Below are 15,720 nucleotides of genomic sequence, written 5' to 3' on the forward strand. Positions count from 1 at the left end.
CGGCTCGACCCTCTCGCGGCGCCCCTGGCGGATCCTGGCCGCCGGCGGGAGGTCCGGGCCCCTCGCCCGCCTGCGCCCGCTTCGGGCCGGCGGCGCGCCTGCACAGGCGACAGGGCAAGATCCGAGGGCCATCCGCGGCCCCCGGACCGGCCTGGCGTCAGACGGTTTCCGGCGCGCCGAGGACGGCCGTCACCTGGCTCGACAGGAAACCGCCGTTGGCGTGCGACAGCGCGAGCTTCGCGCCCTCGATCTGCCGTTCGCCCGCGGTTCCGGCCAGCTGCTCCACCGCCTCGACCACCGTGAACAGGCCATACATGCCCGGATGCACACAGCTCAGCCCGCCGCCGTTGGTGTTCACCGGCAGCGACCCGCCCGGCGCGATCCGGCCGCCCGACACGAAGTCTCCACCCTCGCCCTTCTTGCAGAACCCCAGATCCTCGAGGAACAGCAAGGTGTTGATCGAGAACGCATCGTAAAGCTCGACCACGTCGAAGTCCGAGGGTTTCACCCCCGCCTGCGCCATTGCCCGCGGCCCCGACTCGGCCGCGGCCGACACGGTCAGATCGGCCATCGAGCTCACCTGCATATGCGTCGTCGCCGCCGCGATTCCCAGCACATGCGCGGGGACCTTCGCGTGATCCTTCGCGCGATCCGCCCGGGTCATCACGATGGCCGCCGCGCCGTCGGTCACCAGGCAGCAGTCGCGCACCCCCAGCGGATCGGCCACGCGCCGGGCGGACAACACGTCGTCCACGCTCAGATCGCCGCGCATGAACGCCTCGGGGTTCAGCTTCGCCCAGCCCCGGGCCGCCACCGCAACCTCGGCCAGCTGCTCGGGCGTCGTGCCGTACTGGTGCATGTGCCGCGCGGCGGCGAAGGCGTAGGCGGCCACCGGCAGCACCGGCTTGTAGGGCCCGTCCCAGGGATCGGGCCGCGCGGTGGAGACCAGCTTGCCGGTCGAACTGCGCTGGTTCGACCCGTAGGCGATCAGCGCCACGTCGATCAACCCGGCGTCCAACGCCAGCGCCGCCTCATGCATGTGGGTCAGGAACGAGGACCCGCCGACCCGGTTGTTGCCGATGATCCTGGGATGAATGCCCAGATACTGCGCGAAGCTCAGCCCCGCCAGCATGTCGGTGGGCTGGGCGATCCACAGCCCGTCGACGTCGGCGGGCGTCAGACCCGCCCGATCCAGCGCCTTCAGGCCGGCATGGGCGGCGAGGTCGGTCTCGTGAAAGCCGGGGCATTCGCCGATGCCATGCGTGGCGGCGGCGACGATGGCGGTGCGTCCGCGGGGAAATCCGGTCATCTCGCTCTCCTTCACGCCGGATCGAAGACGACCAGCGGGCCGTCCTCCGACTGCGCGATGCGGGCGCTCACCTTCATGCCGATCGCGACCTCCTCGGGGGCCGGGCCCTCGACCCGCGACATCATCCGCGCGCCCTCGGCCAGGTCGATCAGCGCGACGTTGTAGGGCGCGGCCGGCGGGCGCGGGCGCATGACGGTGGTCGAGTAGACGACCCCCTCGCCCGAGGCCTCGACCCACTCGAGGTCCCGGTCGCCCGTGCGCGGCTCGGCCACGCGCGGCGGCCAGAAGCAGCGGCCCGAGCCCTTTGCGCGCAGGATCATGAAGCGCCCCTGGGCCAGGTGCGCCTGAAAGTCGGCCTCGGGCCGTATCTCCTGGGACATGCGGTTTCCTCCTTGCATTTCTTGTCCGTGTCGCCGGGGCGGCGAGCCGCCCCCGCGCTCAGCCGACCACCGCGTAGCCGTTGTCGAGCGCCACCTTGTCCCGCGCGGGAACGCGGACCCGGAAGAACACCTCCTTGCCCTCGAGCCAGAGGTCGGTCTCCAGCGTCTCGCCGGGGAACACCGGCGAGGTGAAGCGCGCGTCAAGCCGTTTCAGCTTGCCCGGCTCCAGCCCGCAGGCGCCCTTGAGCACCGCGAAACCGCCGATCCCGAACGTGCACAGCCCGTGCAGGATCGGCCGCGGAAAGCCCGCCTTCTGCGCCACGCGAGGATCGGAGTGCAGCGGGTTGTAGTCCCCCGACAGCCGGTAAATCAGCGCCTGTTCGGGCCGCGTCTCGCGCGCGAGGGTCAGGTCCGGCGCCCGCTCGGGCATCGTGGCGGGCCGGCGCGAGACCTCGGTCGGGCCGCCGAAGCCGCCGTCGTCGCGCGCGAAGATGGTCTGGCGGACGGTGGCGAGCAGCTTGCCGGTCGCCGTGTCGGTGATCTCGCGCTCGCCGATCAGCAGGGCGCCGCGGCCCTCGCCCTTGTCGACGATCTCGGCCACCCGGGTCTTGCCGACCACGGTCGCGGCCACAGGCAGGGGCGCGTGCAGGGTCAGCGACTGCTCGCCATGCACGACCTTGAGGTAGTTCACCCCGGTGTCCAGGTCCCGCACCCAGGAGCCCTTGGCCCCCAGCACGTTGGCCATCATCGGCAGGGCGGCGAGCCCGTCCTCGAAAACGAAGCCGAGTTCGTCGAGGTCGGTCGGGTCCGCGCCCAGGCCAAGACCCAGCGCATAGAGCATCGTGTCGCGCTCGGAATAGGTCTGCTCGACCGCGGGAATGTCGAGCTTCATCAGCGTGTCGTAGTCGATGGCCATGTCGACCGGTTCCTCCCACCTCGTGTCGCCGCGTCATGATCGTCCGCGCGGCCTCCGCGGCCCTGGCGGCCGCCGCGCGCATGATAAGGCGGACTTGCCAGTTCGTCTCGCCCCGCGAACGTGCGGCCGCGGCGGCCGTCGACATCGCCGGGTCATTCTCCGAAAACGCGTCAGCCGCTAGGGTGGTCCCGCCCGCGCCATGTTCTCGCCAGGAGCCGGATGCCGATCCAAGCCCCCCGACCCGAGCCGCTCGACCTGCCGCCGCGGGGCGCCGCGCGCGAGTCGTGGCTGGACGCGGCGCGGGGGATCGGCATCCTGCTGGTGGTGCTGGGCCACGCGCTGCGGGGGCTCGAGGACTCGCCCGTCGCGCTGGACCCGGGGCTGTTCGCGACCCTCGACGCGGCGATCTACCTGTTTCACATGCCGCTGTTCTTCGTGCTGGCCGGGATCACCTTTCCGCGCTCGGCGCAGCGGCGGCCGGCGACGGCGTTTCTGCGCACGCGGCTGACCCGGCTGCTGCTGCCGATGCTGCTGTGGACCTATGTGTTCCTGGCCTTCCGGGCGCTGGCCGGGTCGGCGGCCAACCACCCCGCCGGACTCGAGGATCTGCTGCGCTGGCCGCTGCCGCCCTATCAGCACCTGTGGTTCCTGTGGGCGCTGTTCCTGATCCAGATGGCGGCTTTCGCGGGCTTCGCGGGGTCCCGGCGGCTGGGGTGGATCCTGCTTGCGGTCCTGTCGGTCGCAGGGCCCGCGGCGCTGGCGCTCTATCTTGTGCCCCACGCCGTCATCAAGTCGGTCGAGCCGGCGCTGAGCCATCTGCCGTTCTTTGCCGTGGGCGCGCTGATCGGGGTTCCGCTGCTTGTGGGGCGCTGGCGCCCGTGGCTCGGCTGGGCGGGGCTGGCCGCCTTCGGGGCGAGCCTGGCGCTCGCGGACCTTTCGCCGGCGCCGGGCGACCGGCCCGCCTTCCTGCTGTCGCTGGCGGCGGCCGTGGGCCTGATCGCGATGGTGCGGGGCAGCGCGCTGGGGCGCACGCGCTGGGCCGTGACCCTGGGGCGCAACTCGTTGTTCATCTACCTCGCCCACACCCTGTTCTCGAGCGCCACGCGCATCGCGCTGCTGGCCGTCGGGATCGAGGATGTCGCCCTGCATGTGACGCTGGGGGTGGCGGCCGGCGTCGCCGGGCCGCTGCTGGCCGCCCCGCTGCTGCGCCGCACCCGGATCGGCGCGGCGCTGGGGGCGTGAGGGGCGTCGGGGGTCCGCGCCGTCCTTCGGCAAAGATATTGCCGCCACGGCGAGCGCATACTAACTAACCCCCGGTCGACGCGGCCGGGGAGGCGGTCGACCGTCCCGCCCTTTCTCGCCCCCCATGCGGAGACCCAGATGATCGACGAAATCTTCAAACGCAACAAAGCCTGGTCCGAGCGGATCCGCACCGCCTCCCCCGACTTCTTCCCTCGCCTCGCCGCCCAGCAGACGCCCGAGTATCTGTGGATCGGCTGTTCGGACAGCCGGGTGCCGGCCAACCAGGTCGCCGGCCTCGATCCGGGGGAGGTGTTCGTCCACCGCAACGTGGCCAACGTGATCCACTCGGCCGACATGAACATGCTCTCGGTGCTGGAGTTCGCGATCTTCGGCCTCGGCGTGAAGGAGATCATCGTCACCGGCCACTACGGCTGCGGGGGCGTGCGCGCCTCCCTGTCGGAACCGACCGGCGCGCTGGTCGACCACTGGCTCGAGCCGGTGCGGCGCCTCTCGCAGATCAACGCCGAGGAGCTCGACCGCATCGAGACCCACGAACAGAAGATCGACCGCCTGTGCGAGCTCAACGTGCTGGAAAGCGTCCGCAAGCTCGCCGACACGCCGATCCTGCGCGAGGCGTGGAAGCGTGGCCTGACCGTCAGCCTGCATGGCCTGTGCTACGGGCTGAAGGACGGGCTCTTGCGCGACATGCGCTGCTCGATCACCCCCGAGGACGCGAAGACGCGCTGATCGCGGCGGCCGGCCGGGCGCGCTGTCGGCGCCTGGCCACACGGCGCGCCCCGGGCTCGTCCCGGGGCCCCCTCCCCCCTTGTCCGCAAGGCGAACGGCGGGACCGATCGCGAGATCCAGCCTTCAGGCGCAGGGCCCGGGTCGAGGGGAGCTGTCGGAGGGAGCTTGCTGGCGCCCCGCGCGCCGTCCGGCGAGGCCGTCCGGACAGGGCTGGCCGGACAGGGCCGGCGCCCGGTCGCCGGTCAGGCCGGCATGAGCGGCGGGGGCGCCCTCAGAAGGGCACGTCGTCCGCGGCGGTGACGAACTTCGCCACCACGTGCTTGAAGCCGGCCTTCTCGAAGTCGATGCCCAGCTTGTCGCCCTCGATCCCGGTGACCGCGCCGTAGCCGAACTTCTGGTGGAAGACGCGGGTTCCGATCTCGAAGGCGGGGACCGCCTCGGCGTCGATCACCAGGTTGGCCGATTCCCGCGGCTGGCTCAGGCCCCGGCCGCCGGCCTGGCGCGCCTGCAAACGCCGCCAGCCCGGAGAGTTGTAGGCATCCGCCCGCGACGCCCGATCCTCGAGCTGCGAGCCCTTCATCACGCCGGGGATCTCGGTCGCCGCCCCGGCCCGCCCGCCGCCATGACCGTAAAGGCCCGGCGGGGTCAGCACCTCGACATGCGCCTCGGGCAGCTCGTCGATGAAGCGCGAGGGCAGCGCGTTGTTCCAGCGCCCGTACATCTGCCGGTTGGCCGCGAAGGACACCGTCAGATGCTCCCGCGCGCGGGTCAGGCCGACATAGGCGAGGCGGCGCTCCTCCTCCAGCCCCTTCTGCCCGCTCTCGTCCATGCTCCGCTGCGAGGGGAACAGACCGTCCTCCCACCCCGGCAGGAACACGGCCGGAAACTCCAGCCCCTTGGCGGCGTGGAGCGTCATGATCGAGACCTTCTCGCCGCCGTCCTCGTTCTCGTTGTCCATCACGAGGCTGACGTGCTCGAGGAAGCCCTGCAGGTTCTCGAACTCGCCGACCGCCTTGATCAGCTCCTTGAGGTTCTCGAGCCGCCCAGGCGATTCGGGCGAGGGGTCGGCCTTCCACATCGCGGTATAGCCGCTCTCGTCCAGCATCAGTTCGGCGAGCTCGACATGCGAGGCGCCGGCCAGCACCTGGGCGTGCCAGCGCCCGATGCTCTCGAGCAGTTCGCGCAGGGCGTTGCGGGCCCGCGCGGTCAGTGTCCCGGCCTCGAGCACGCGCTTTGCGCCCTCGACCAGCGTCACGCCGGCCTCGCGGGCGGCGAGCTGGATCTGCTGCTGGGCCTTGTCGCCGAGCCCCCGCTTGGGGACGTTGACGATCCGCTCGAACGCGAGCCCGTCGTCGGGCGAGACGGCGAGGCGGAAATAGGCCATCGCGTCCCGGATCTCGCGCCGCTCGTAGAAGCGGGGGCCGCCGATCACCCGGTAGGGCATGCCGATGGTCAGGAAGCGGTCCTCGAAGGCGCGCATCTGGAAGCCGGCGCGCACCAGGATCGCGATGTCGTCGAGCCCGACCCGATCATGGCCGCGGGTTCCGCCCTGGAAGGCCTCGATCTCCTCGCCGATCCAGCGGGCTTCCTCCTCCCCGTCCCAGTGGCCGATCAGGCGCACCCGCTCGCCGGCGGCGGCCTCGGTCCACAGGGTCTTGCCCAGACGCGTCTCGTTGGTGTGGATCACGCCCGAGGCGGCGGCGAGGATATGGGGGGTCGAGCGATAGTTCTGCTCCAGCCTGATCACCTTGGCGCCGGGAAAATCCTTCTCGAAGCGCAGGATGTTGCCGACCTCGGCGCCGCGCCAGCCGTAGATTGACTGGTCGTCGTCGCCCACGCAGCAGATGTTCTTCGCGCCGCCGGCCAGCAGGCGCAGCCACAGGTACTGGGCGACGTTGGTGTCCTGGTACTCGTCCACCAGGATGTAGCGGAAGCGCTTGCGCCACCCCTCCAGCACGTCCTCGTGGCTCTGGAAGATGGTGGTCATGTGCAGCAGCAGGTCGCCGAAATCGCAGGCGTTCAGCGTGCGCAGGCGGGACTGGTAGAGGGCGTAGACCTCGCCGCCGCGGCGGTTGAAGGCGGCGTGCTCGGCCGCGGGCAGCTGCTCGGGCCGCCAGCCGCGGTTCTTCCAGCCGTCGATCAGGCTCGCCATCAGACGGGGCGGCCAGCGTTTCTCGTCGATGCCCTCGGCCTGCAGGATCTGCTTGAGCAGGCGCAGCTGGTCGTCGGTGTCGAGGATGGTGAAGTTCGACTTCAGCTCCACCAGCTCCGCGTGCCGGCGCAGCATCTTGGCGCACAGCGCGTGGAACGTGCCCAGCCACGGCATGCCGTCGGCGGGCTGGCGGGTCAGGTCCGCCACGCGATGCTTCATCTCGCGCGCGGCCTTGTTGGTGAAGGTGACCGCCAGGATCTCCCACGGGCGGGCGCGGCCCTGGGCGAGGATATGGGCGATCCGCGCAGTCAGCGCCCGGGTCTTGCCGGTGCCCGCGCCGGCCAGCACCAGCACGGGGCCGTCCAGCGTCTCGACCGCCTCGCGCTGGGGGGGGTTGAGCCCGTCCAGGTAGGGGGTCGGCCGCGCCGCCATGGCCCGCGCCGAGAGGCTCGGCCCGGCCGCGGCTTCGAAGGCCTGCAGCTCGTCGCCGAATCCCTCTCCGTCGAAACCGTCGTCGAATGATCCACGCCCGCTCATGACCCTCAGCCTAGCGCGGGCGGCGTCCCGGCGAAAGAGGGTGTTCGCGTTGCGTTCCGCCCCGTGGCGGCCCGTCGCGCCCTGCGCGGCGACCGAGAGCGCCCACGCCCCTGCGCCTTGCCGCATCCGTGAAGCGCAAGCGTCTAGGATTGCGGCGGCCGCGCGCCTAGATTGGAGCCCAAAGCAGGAGGAGACCGCTCATGTTCTTTTCGCGCCGCACGCCCGAATTGCCGACGGCCGCCACCGCGCTGCCCGGCCGCCCCGACCCGATCCCCACCGCCGAGCTTCACCACGTCAACGGCAACCCCCTGAAGCCGCCCTTCCCCGAGGGTCACCGCACGGCGATCTTCGCCGCCGGCTGCTTCTGGGGGGTCGAGCGCAAGTTCTGGGCCCTGCCCGGCGTCTGGACCACGGCGGTGGGCTACATCGCCGGCGTCACCCCCAACCCCAGCTATCGCGAGATCTGCACCGGCCGCACCGGCCACACCGAGGCGGTGCTGGTGGTCTACGATCCTGCCACGATCTCCTACGACGCGCTGCTCAAGGCTTTCTGGGAGGGGCACGATCCGACCCAGGGCATGCGCCAGGGCAACGACGTGGGCACGCAGTACCGCTCGGGCGTCTACACCGCCTCGGCCGAGGAGAAAGCCGCCGCCGAGGCCAGCCGCGACGCCTACCAGGCGCGCCTGCAGGCCGCCGGCTACGGCAAGATCACGACCGAGATCCTGCCCGCGCCCGAGTTCTACTACGCCGAGGACTATCACCAGCAGTACCTCTCGAAGAACCCGGCCGGCTACTGCGGCGTCGGCGGCACCGGCGTCGCCTGCCCCATCGGCGTCGGCGCCTGACCCCGGCCGCCCCCCGGCGCCCGCAACAACGCGCTCCCGGCGCCCGCAACCAGGCCCGCCGGGAGCGCCTGTTCTCCGGAGCCGTCCGTCGCTGATGCCGTAAGGAGCGACTCGCCCGCCCCGGTCAGGGATCGCCGCAGGCGACCGGCGAAGCCGGCTTGTCCTTGACCGGGGCGGGCGAGTCGCTCAGGCATCACTCAGCGACGGACGGCTGCGGAGAACAGGCGCGGCCTCTGTTCTTGGGTGAGTTCAGAAGCGCCCTCCCGCGCCGCAGGCGCGCATGCCAGGCCCGCCCGCAGGGCGCCCCCTCTCCCCTCCGCCGCCCTTGACCTCGCGCCCCCCAGCCGCCAAAGCGCCCCGGACCCCTGCGCCCATGGCCCCCGGAGCCCCTCGTCATGACCACCTGGACCGCGCTTACCACCCTGCCCGGAGAGGCCCCCGCCTACACGCTCGGAGACGCGGTCGAGGGCCTGCCCCTCTCCCCCCTCGCGCTGGCGGTGCTCGAGATCGAGGACGGCTCGGGCCTGTGGGAGGTCGGCGCCTACTATGACGAGAAGCCCGACGGCGTGGCGCTGGACCTGCTGGCCGCCGCCCATGGCGCCCGACCCTTCGCCGTCTCCAAGCTCGAGGATCGCGACTGGGTCGCCCAGGTGCGGCGAGAGCTGACGCCCGTGCATGCCGGCCGCTACATCGTCTTCGGCACCCATGACGCCCAGACGATCCCCCTGAACCGCGTCGGGCTCGAGATCGAGGCCGCCATGGCCTTCGGCACCGGCCACCACGGCACCACCCGCGGCTGCCTGCTGGCGCTCGAGGGGCTGGTGCGCGAGGGCTGGGTCTTCGACCGCACGCTGGACGTGGGCTGCGGCACCGGCGTTCTGGCGATGGCCGCGGCCGCCACCTTCCGCCGGCTGGCGGTGGCGACCGACATCGACGGGGTGGCGGTGCGCACCGCACGGGCCAACGCGCGGGCCAACGGCCTGCTGCCCTGGATGCGCGTCGGCCAGGCCGACGGGCTCGAGGCGCCGCTGGTGCGCGACGCCGGCCCCTACGGTCTGGTCTTCGCCAACATCCTCGCCCGCCCGCTGAAGCGCCTCGCGCCCTCGATCGCGCGGGCGACGACTCCGGGAGGGTTCGCCGTCCTTTCGGGCCTGCTGGACCGCCAGGCGCCGGGGGTCGAGCAGGTGTTCCTCGCCAACGGCTTCGTGCGCCATCGGGTGGTGAAGCTCGAGGGCTGGACCTCGCTGGTGCTGCGCCGCCGCTGAGCCTGCGCCCCCCCGCACGGCCGCACCCCTGCGCGGGCGGCGCCCCTGCGCGGGCATCGTCTGCCGCCGGCCCCGTGGAGGCCACCCCGCCCCGGAAATGGAAAACGCCGCCCCCGCTTGCGCGAGGACGGCGTTCCGCCGGACCCGAAGGGGGGTCGGATCAGCGGCGCAGGCGGGCCGCGACGGCGTCCAGGTCAGCGCCCAGCAGGCCGATGTCGGCAAGCTGGCGGTCGGACAGGCGCGACAGGGCGCGGGCGGTGTTGCGGCGGGCGTTCCACAGCGCGATCTCGGCGATCAGCGACTCGAGGGCGTTGATGGCCGAGTGGATGGCCAGCGCGCCACGGGGCAGCGCAGGGGCGTTCACGTTGATCTGGGTCATGGTCGGTCTCCTTCGGGCCGGCGATCATACCGGTTGGCGGGACGCGGCGTCGTCCCGTGAGGGCGCATCTAGAGGGCGCCGAATTCTTGTGCAACTGTGCAAAACGCATGGGCGCCTTGCACGGCGCGCATAGCAAAAAGCTTTAGGTTTTCAGACCCTTGCCATTCCCCGACGCCACGTCGGATTCAGAGCATCCGATGTCGGTTGCGGATCGCAAACGTGGCGGAATCCGGGCGAAGCGGCCGTGTTCCTCTGGTCCGATGTTCGCGGTTCGTGCTAGCCTGACGAAAATCGAGCGGAAGAAGGCGGGACAGATGCGGGTGATCGGGGTCGATCCCGGCCTCCGGAAGATGGGCTGGGGGGTGATCGAGACCTCCGGCAGCCGAATCCGGCACGTGGCCAACGGGGTCTGCGAATCGCGGGGGAGCGATCTCGCCACCCGCCTGCTGTCGCTGTTCGAGCAGCTCTCGGAAATTGTCGCCGCCCAGGCCCCCGAGGTCGCCGCCGTCGAGCACACCTTCGTCAACAAGGACGCAGCCGGCACGCTGAAGCTGGGCCAGGCGCGCGCGATCGCCCTGCTGGTCCCCGCCCGAGCCGGGCTGGCGGTGGCCGAATACGCCCCCAACGCGGTGAAGAAGGCCGTGGTCGGCGTCGGCCACGCCGCCAAGCCCCAGGTCGAGCACATGGTCCGCCTTCAGCTCCCCGGCGCGAAGCTCGCCGGTCCCGACGCCACCGACGCGCTCGCCATCGCGCTCTGCCACGCCTTCCACGCCCGCGCCGGCGGCAAGCTCGAGGCCGCGCTCGCCGCCGCCGCCGCCGGGGCCGCGCGATGATCGGCAAGGTCTCCGGCCGGCTCGACTACATCGCCGAGGATCACGCGCTGATCGAGGCGGCGGGCGTGGGCTATGTCATCTACGCCTCGCCCCGAACCCTCGCCGCCCTGCCCGAACCCGGAGAGCCCTGCGCCCTCTACACGGAACTGGTGGTGCGCGAGGACCTGATGCAGCTGTTCGGCTTCCCCACGCTCGCCGAGAAGGAGTGGCACCGCCTGCTGACCTCGGTGCAGGGGGTGGGGCCGCGCAGCGCGCTGGCCATCGTCGGCCTGCTGGGCCCCGAGGGCGCCGGGCGCGCCATCGTCACCGGCGACACCGCCGCGGTGCGCAAGGCGCCGGGCGTGGGCCCCAAGCTCGCCCAGCGCATCGTGCTGGAGCTGCGCGACAAGGCTCCCGCCGTCATGGCGCTGGGCGGACGCGGCGCCCGCGCCGCCGCCCCCACCCTCTCGCCCGTCGCCGACGCGCCGGACGCCCCCGCCCCGAAACGCCGCGCCCGCAAGGCGCCCGAGGCGCCCGACGCCGGCGCCGCGTCCGCCGCAGCCCAGGCCGACGCCCTTTCGGCCCTGGTCAACCTGGGCTACCCCGAGGGACAGGCCGCCGCCGCCGTGGCGGAGGCCGCGGCCGAGGGGGACGCCCCCCCGACCTCCGCCGCCCTGATCCGCGCCGCCCTGCGCGCCCTGGCCCCGAAGTGAGCCCCTGAATGGCCTCCGACGCCCCGCCCTCCGGCCGTCTCACCGACCGAGAGCCCCTGCCCGGGGACGAGGCCGACCGCGCGCTTCGCCCCAAGGCGCTCGACGATTTCGTCGGCCAGCCCGAGGCGCGGGCCAACCTGCGCGTCTTCGTGGAATCCGCCCGCCGGCGGGGCGAGGCCATGGACCACACGCTGTTCCACGGCCCCCCCGGCCTGGGCAAGACCACCCTCGCCCAGATCGTGGCGCGCGAGCTGGGGGTGAACTTCCGCATGACCTCGGGCCCCGTGCTGGCCAAGGCGGGGGACCTGGCCGCGATCCTGACCAACCTCGACGCCCGCGACGTCCTGTTCATCGACGAGATCCACCGCATGTCCCCGGTGGTCGAGGAGATCCTCTATCCCGCGATGGAGGACTACGCCCTCGACCTCGTCATCGGCGAGGGGCCGGCCGCGCGCACCGTGCGCATCGACCTGCCGCCCTTCACCCTGGTCGGCGCCACCACGCGCCTCGGCCTGCTGACCACGCCGCTCCGCGACCGCTTCGGCATCCCGGTGCGGCTCGAGTTCTATTCGGTCGAGGATCTGGTGAAGATCGTCGACCGCGCCGCCCGCCTGCTCAACGCCCCCGCGTCCCCCGACGGCGCGCAGGAGATCGCGCGCCGCGCCCGCGGCACCCCGCGCATCGCCGGCCGCCTGCTGCGCCGGGTGGTGGATTTCGCGGTGGTCGAGGGCGACGGGACCGTCACCCAGGCGCTCGCCGACCGGGCGCTGACCCGGCTGGGGGTGGACGACCTTGGGCTCGACGGCGGCGACCGGCGCTATCTGCGGCTGCTGGCCGACCACTACGGCGGCGGGCCGGTGGGGATCGAGACGATCTCGGCCGCCCTCTCCGAGGCCCGCGACGCGCTCGAGGAGGTGATCGAGCCGTTCCTCCTGCAATCGGGCCTGATCCAGCGCACCCCGCGCGGGCGGATGCTGGCGGCCAAGGCCTGGCGCCACCTGGGGCTGGAGGCGCCCAGCCCGCCCGAGGCCCCGCGCCCCGCCCCCGACCTGTTCGACGAGCCATGACCGAGCATCGCCTGACCGTCCGCGTCTACTATGAGGACACCGACCTCGCCGGCGTGGTCTTCTACGCCAACTACCTGCGCTACTACGAGCGCGGCCGCTCGGACGCGCTGCGCGAGCTCGGCGTGGACCAGAGCGCGCTGAAGGCCGCCGGCGTGGTCTTCGTGGTGCGCCGGATCGAGGTCGACTACCTCGCCCCCGCCCGCTTCGAGGACCTGCTGGAGGTCGCAACCCGGGTCGAGACGCTGAAAGGCGCCTCGGCCACGATGCTCCAGGAGGTCCGGCGCGACGGGCGGGTCCTGAACCGGGCGAGGGTCTCGGTCGCCTGCATGACGCTCGACGGCCGCCCCGTCCGCCTGCCGCCCGAGGCCCGCGCGGCGATGGAGCGCCTCGCGGGCTGATCCCCCGCGCCCCGCCCGAACGCCTGCCCCGAACGCTCGCCCCGGGCGCCGCTCGCCCCCCGCGCCGACGCCCGCCACGCGCCGCGGGCGGACCCGCGGGCCCGGCGCCCGGCCCGACGCGGCGCCTCCGCCGGCGCCGCCGGGGGCGCCGCCCCTCCGAAAGCGCCGCAGCGAGGCCCCTGCCCCCCCGAAATCGCCCGCGCTTCGCCGTCGCAGGGCGCCGATCCGCCATAATGCCGCCGCGCTGCTGTTTCACCGCTCGCGCTTGCTTTATACTGCGCCCGTGATAACCGCCCGGGGTGGGCGGAGACGGCGGGCGCGCGCGGACCAAGGGCCCCGAAAGACGGGTCGACCGCGATGGGCAGAGGCGGAGACGAGGCATGAATCCCGAGCAGGCGGCCGACGCGATCGCCGCGGCGCACGAACTTGATTTTTCCCTGGCGGCGCTGTTCCTGCGCGCCACGCTGACGGTGCAGATCGTGATGATCCTGCTGGTCATGGCCTCGATCTGGTCATGGGCGGTCACGATCTCGAAGTATCTCGCCTACCGCCGGGCCCGCAGCGACGCGGAGCGGTTCGAGACCGCCTTCTGGTCCGGCCAGCCGCTCGACGAGCTGCACGAGCGGCTGGGCGAACGCCCGCGTTCGGCGCTCGAGCGGATCTTCACCGCCGGCATGAACGAATGGCGCAAGTCCCACGCGACCGGCGGCAAGCTGATCGCGGGGGCCGAGGCGCGCATCAACCGGGTGATGAACGTCGCCATCGGGCGCGAGGCCGAGGCGCTGGAATCGCGTCTCTCGAGCCTCGCCACCGTGGGCTCGGTGACGCCGTTCGTGGGCCTGTTCGGCACCGTCTGGGGCATCAAGAACAGCTTCGAGGCGATCGCGATGAGCCAGAACACCAACCTCGCCGTCGTGGCGCCGGGCATCGCCGAGGCGCTGGTCGCGACCGCCCTCGGTCTCGTGACCGCAATTCCGGCCGTGATCTTCTACAACATGCTGTCGGGCGACGCCGACAGGCTGGTCAGCCGGATGGAGGCCTTCTCGGACGAGTTCGGCGCCATCCTCGACCGGCAGATGCAGAAGCGGGAGAGCTGAGCCATGGCCGCCACCGTCCAGCGCCGCAGCGCCGGGCGCGGGACCCGGCGGGCCCGCCACCGGCCGATGGGCGACATCAACGTCACGCCGATGGTCGACGTGATGCTGGTGCTGCTGATCATCTTCATGGTCGCGGCGCCGCTGCTGACCACCGGGGTCCCGCTCGAGCTTCCGCAGACCGCCGCCGACCCCCTGCCCCACCAGCAGGAGGAGCCGCTGACCGTGCAGCTCGCGCCTGACGGCAAGGTCTACGTGATGAACGCCGAGGTGCCGCCCGAGGATCTGCTCGTGCGCCTGACCGCCATCGCGGCCGAGCGGCGCGACGACCAGGTGTTCCTGCGCGCCGATCAGGGGCTGAGCTACGGCGCCATCATGCAGGTGATGGGCGCGCTGAACGCGGGCGGCTTCTCGTCGATCGCGCTGGTCACCGATTCCGCGCCCGCCCGCCCCGCCGGAACCCAGGCCGCGCCGGGGACGCCCAGCGAATGAGCGCCCGCCGCGCCCCCCGCAGCGCCCGGCGTCCTCCGGTTCGTCCGGTGGGACCCGAGCCCGAGGAGAAGCGGGGCCTTCTGGTCTCGACCGGCGCGCATGTCGCGGTGCTGCTGCTGGCGATCTTCGGCGGCCCGCTGTTTCGCGGCGACGAGGCGCAGGCCGTGCGCATCGCCGACGTCGACCTGATCTCGTCCTCCGAGTTCGACGCCATGGTCTCCCAGGCGCCCGAGGGGCCGCGGGGCGAGGTCGCCTCGCTGGTCCCCCCGCGCCCGGGCGAGGACAAGCCCGCGCCCGAGGCCCCGGCCGCCGACACGCCCCCCGACCGCGCCGAGACCCGACCCTCGGAGAGCGCGCCCGCCCCCACGCGCCCGCCGGAGCGCCAGGAGACCGCCGCCCCGACGCAGACCGCGACCCCCGCCTCGCGCCCCGAGGCGCCCAGCGCCCCCGACGCGCCGGTGGCGCCGCCGCGCGGGGTGACCGCCTCGGGTCCGCCGCTGCAGGCTGGCCCTGAGAACCTCGACGCGCCCCAGCGCGACGCGCCGGTGACCCCGGACGCGGCGCCGCCGCGCGACCTCGACCGCGTGGCGCCCACGCCCGCGCCGCCCAAGCAGACCATCGCCGAGGCCGACACCCCCACGCCCGCCACCCGGCCCGCCGAGCAGCAGGCCCAGACCCCGCCGCCGCCCGAGCAGCCCGCCGCCGCCCCCCAGGAGGCGACCACCCAGATCGTGACCGAGGCCGACGAGACCTCGGAGCAGGACACGCTCGCCCCCGTGGCCTCGGCCCCCCCGCGCGGCCGCCCCGAGGCGCCCGAGCGCACCCGCGCGCCCGAGCCCGAGACCCAGACCGCCGCGGCCGATCCCGCCCCGACCACGCCCGCCCCGACCGCGCCCGCCCAACCCGACCCCAAGCCCGCGGCCCAGCCTGCGGCGAAGCCCGACCCCAAGCCTGCGCAGCCGACGGCCGCGTCGAACTCCGGCTCGTCGGGGGCCACGACCAACGCGCCGCAGGGGCCGCGGCTGACCTCGGGCCAGGTCAACGGCGTGAAGCTTGGCGTGCAGAAATACTGGCGCATGGACCGGGTCACCAGCCTGCCCAACTTCGAGGAGCTGGTGGTGGTGGTCCAGGTCCGGCTCGACCAGTCGGGCAAGATGGTGGGCAGCCCGAAGGTGGTGCAGCCCAACGGCGTTCCCGACGCCCGCTGGCGCGTGGCGATCCAGGTCGCCGAGATCGCGGCCGCCCGCGCGGCCACCTCCGGCTTCGACCTGCCGCGCGAATCCTACGGTCGCTGGCAGGTGATCGAGTTCAAGTTCAACCCGGGCAGAGGGGTGGAGATGTGATGCGCATCGCCCGTCCCCTCGGTCCC

At 72.8% G+C, this 15,720-nt stretch carries 16 protein-coding genes; 11 read left to right on the forward strand and 5 right to left on the reverse strand.

Going from position 1 to position 15,720, the window contains the following annotated elements:
• Window positions 1–157 precede the first annotated feature (157 nt).
• The 3 genes from AAC134_RS16605 to AAC134_RS16615 are packed head-to-tail and all read right to left on the reverse strand — an operon-like array spanning window position 158 to window position 2,605.
• Window positions 158–1,309: an acetyl-CoA acetyltransferase gene (locus AAC134_RS16605; RefSeq protein ID WP_339950238.1), complete on the reverse strand. Its 1,152-nt coding sequence runs from the start codon at window positions 1,307–1,309 to the stop codon at window positions 158–160.
• A gap of 11 nt (window positions 1,310–1,320) precedes the next feature.
• Window positions 1,321–1,689 (reverse strand): OB-fold domain-containing protein, encoded by a 369-nt coding sequence (locus AAC134_RS16610; RefSeq protein WP_339950239.1) that lies wholly within the window; start codon window positions 1,687–1,689, stop codon window positions 1,321–1,323.
• Between the two features lie 58 nt (window positions 1,690–1,747).
• Complete coding sequence (locus tag AAC134_RS16615; protein WP_339950240.1) at window positions 1,748–2,605, reverse strand: MaoC/PaaZ C-terminal domain-containing protein; 858 nt, start codon at window positions 2,603–2,605, stop codon at window positions 1,748–1,750.
• A 219-nt stretch (window positions 2,606–2,824) separates the two neighbouring features.
• Here AAC134_RS16615 and AAC134_RS16620 point away from each other — a divergent pair, with 219 nt between their 5' ends.
• The gene (locus AAC134_RS16620; protein ID WP_339950241.1) at window positions 2,825–3,847 is read left to right on the forward strand and encodes an acyltransferase family protein; all 1,023 of its coding nucleotides are present in this window, start codon (window positions 2,825–2,827) and stop codon (window positions 3,845–3,847) included.
• A 138-nt stretch (window positions 3,848–3,985) separates the two neighbouring features.
• Window positions 3,986–4,594: a carbonic anhydrase gene (locus tag AAC134_RS16625; RefSeq protein WP_339950242.1), complete on the forward strand. Its 609-nt coding sequence runs from the start codon at window positions 3,986–3,988 to the stop codon at window positions 4,592–4,594.
• A 271-nt stretch (window positions 4,595–4,865) separates the two neighbouring features.
• On the opposite strand, the gene AAC134_RS16630 is transcribed toward AAC134_RS16625, so the two are convergent.
• Window positions 4,866–7,283 (reverse strand): UvrD-helicase domain-containing protein, encoded by a 2,418-nt coding sequence (locus tag AAC134_RS16630; protein ID WP_339950243.1) that lies wholly within the window; start codon window positions 7,281–7,283, stop codon window positions 4,866–4,868.
• A gap of 200 nt (window positions 7,284–7,483) precedes the next feature.
• Between AAC134_RS16630 and msrA the strand changes: the two genes are divergently transcribed.
• Window positions 7,484–8,131: a peptide-methionine (S)-S-oxide reductase MsrA gene (msrA, locus tag AAC134_RS16635; RefSeq protein WP_339950244.1), complete on the forward strand. Its 648-nt coding sequence runs from the start codon at window positions 7,484–7,486 to the stop codon at window positions 8,129–8,131.
• 395 nt (window positions 8,132–8,526) lie between these two features.
• Entirely contained in the window at window positions 8,527–9,396 is an 870-nt protein-coding gene (locus tag AAC134_RS16640; RefSeq protein ID WP_339950245.1) for a 50S ribosomal protein L11 methyltransferase, read from the forward strand.
• Window positions 9,397–9,556: 160 nt separating this feature from the next.
• Here the strand turns inward: AAC134_RS16640 and AAC134_RS16645 are convergent, their stop codons facing one another.
• On the reverse strand, window positions 9,557–9,775 hold the full coding sequence (locus tag AAC134_RS16645) for a DUF1127 domain-containing protein (RefSeq protein ID WP_339950246.1): 219 nt from the start codon (window positions 9,773–9,775) through the stop codon (window positions 9,557–9,559).
• A 314-nt stretch (window positions 9,776–10,089) separates the two neighbouring features.
• On the opposite strand from AAC134_RS16645, the gene ruvC reads away from it, so the two are divergent.
• The 7 genes from ruvC (at window position 10,090) to AAC134_RS16680 (ending at window position 15,694) form a co-directional block, all read left to right on the forward strand.
• A complete protein-coding gene (ruvC, locus tag AAC134_RS16650; protein WP_339950247.1) occupies window positions 10,090–10,608 on the forward strand; it encodes a crossover junction endodeoxyribonuclease RuvC in 519 nt (172 codons plus the stop codon).
• A complete protein-coding gene (gene ruvA / locus AAC134_RS16655; RefSeq protein WP_339950248.1) occupies window positions 10,605–11,300 on the forward strand; it encodes a Holliday junction branch migration protein RuvA in 696 nt (231 codons plus the stop codon). The genes ruvC and ruvA overlap by 4 nt, the downstream gene beginning before the upstream one ends.
• 8 nt (window positions 11,301–11,308) lie before the next feature.
• On the forward strand, window positions 11,309–12,367 hold the full coding sequence (gene ruvB, locus AAC134_RS16660; RefSeq protein ID WP_339950249.1) for a Holliday junction branch migration DNA helicase RuvB: 1,059 nt from the start codon (window positions 11,309–11,311) through the stop codon (window positions 12,365–12,367).
• On the forward strand, window positions 12,364–12,765 hold the full coding sequence (gene ybgC / locus AAC134_RS16665) for a tol-pal system-associated acyl-CoA thioesterase (RefSeq protein ID WP_339950250.1): 402 nt from the start codon (window positions 12,364–12,366) through the stop codon (window positions 12,763–12,765). Before ruvB ends, ybgC begins: the two co-directional genes overlap by 4 nt.
• Window positions 12,766–13,145: 380 nt before the next feature.
• Entirely contained in the window at window positions 13,146–13,862 is a 717-nt protein-coding gene (tolQ, locus tag AAC134_RS16670) for a protein TolQ (RefSeq protein WP_339950251.1), read from the forward strand.
• 3 nt (window positions 13,863–13,865) lie between these two features.
• A complete protein-coding gene (locus tag AAC134_RS16675; protein WP_339950252.1) occupies window positions 13,866–14,351 on the forward strand; it encodes an ExbD/TolR family protein in 486 nt (161 codons plus the stop codon).
• Window positions 14,348–15,694 (forward strand): hypothetical protein, encoded by a 1,347-nt coding sequence (locus AAC134_RS16680; protein WP_339950253.1) that lies wholly within the window; start codon window positions 14,348–14,350, stop codon window positions 15,692–15,694. The genes AAC134_RS16675 and AAC134_RS16680 overlap by 4 nt, the downstream gene beginning before the upstream one ends.
• Window positions 15,695–15,720 lie beyond the last annotated feature (26 nt).

This window comes from uncultured Albimonas sp. (assembly GCF_963977235.1).
In the GTDB taxonomy this organism is placed as follows: Bacteria; Pseudomonadota; Alphaproteobacteria; order Rhodobacterales; family Rhodobacteraceae; genus Albimonas.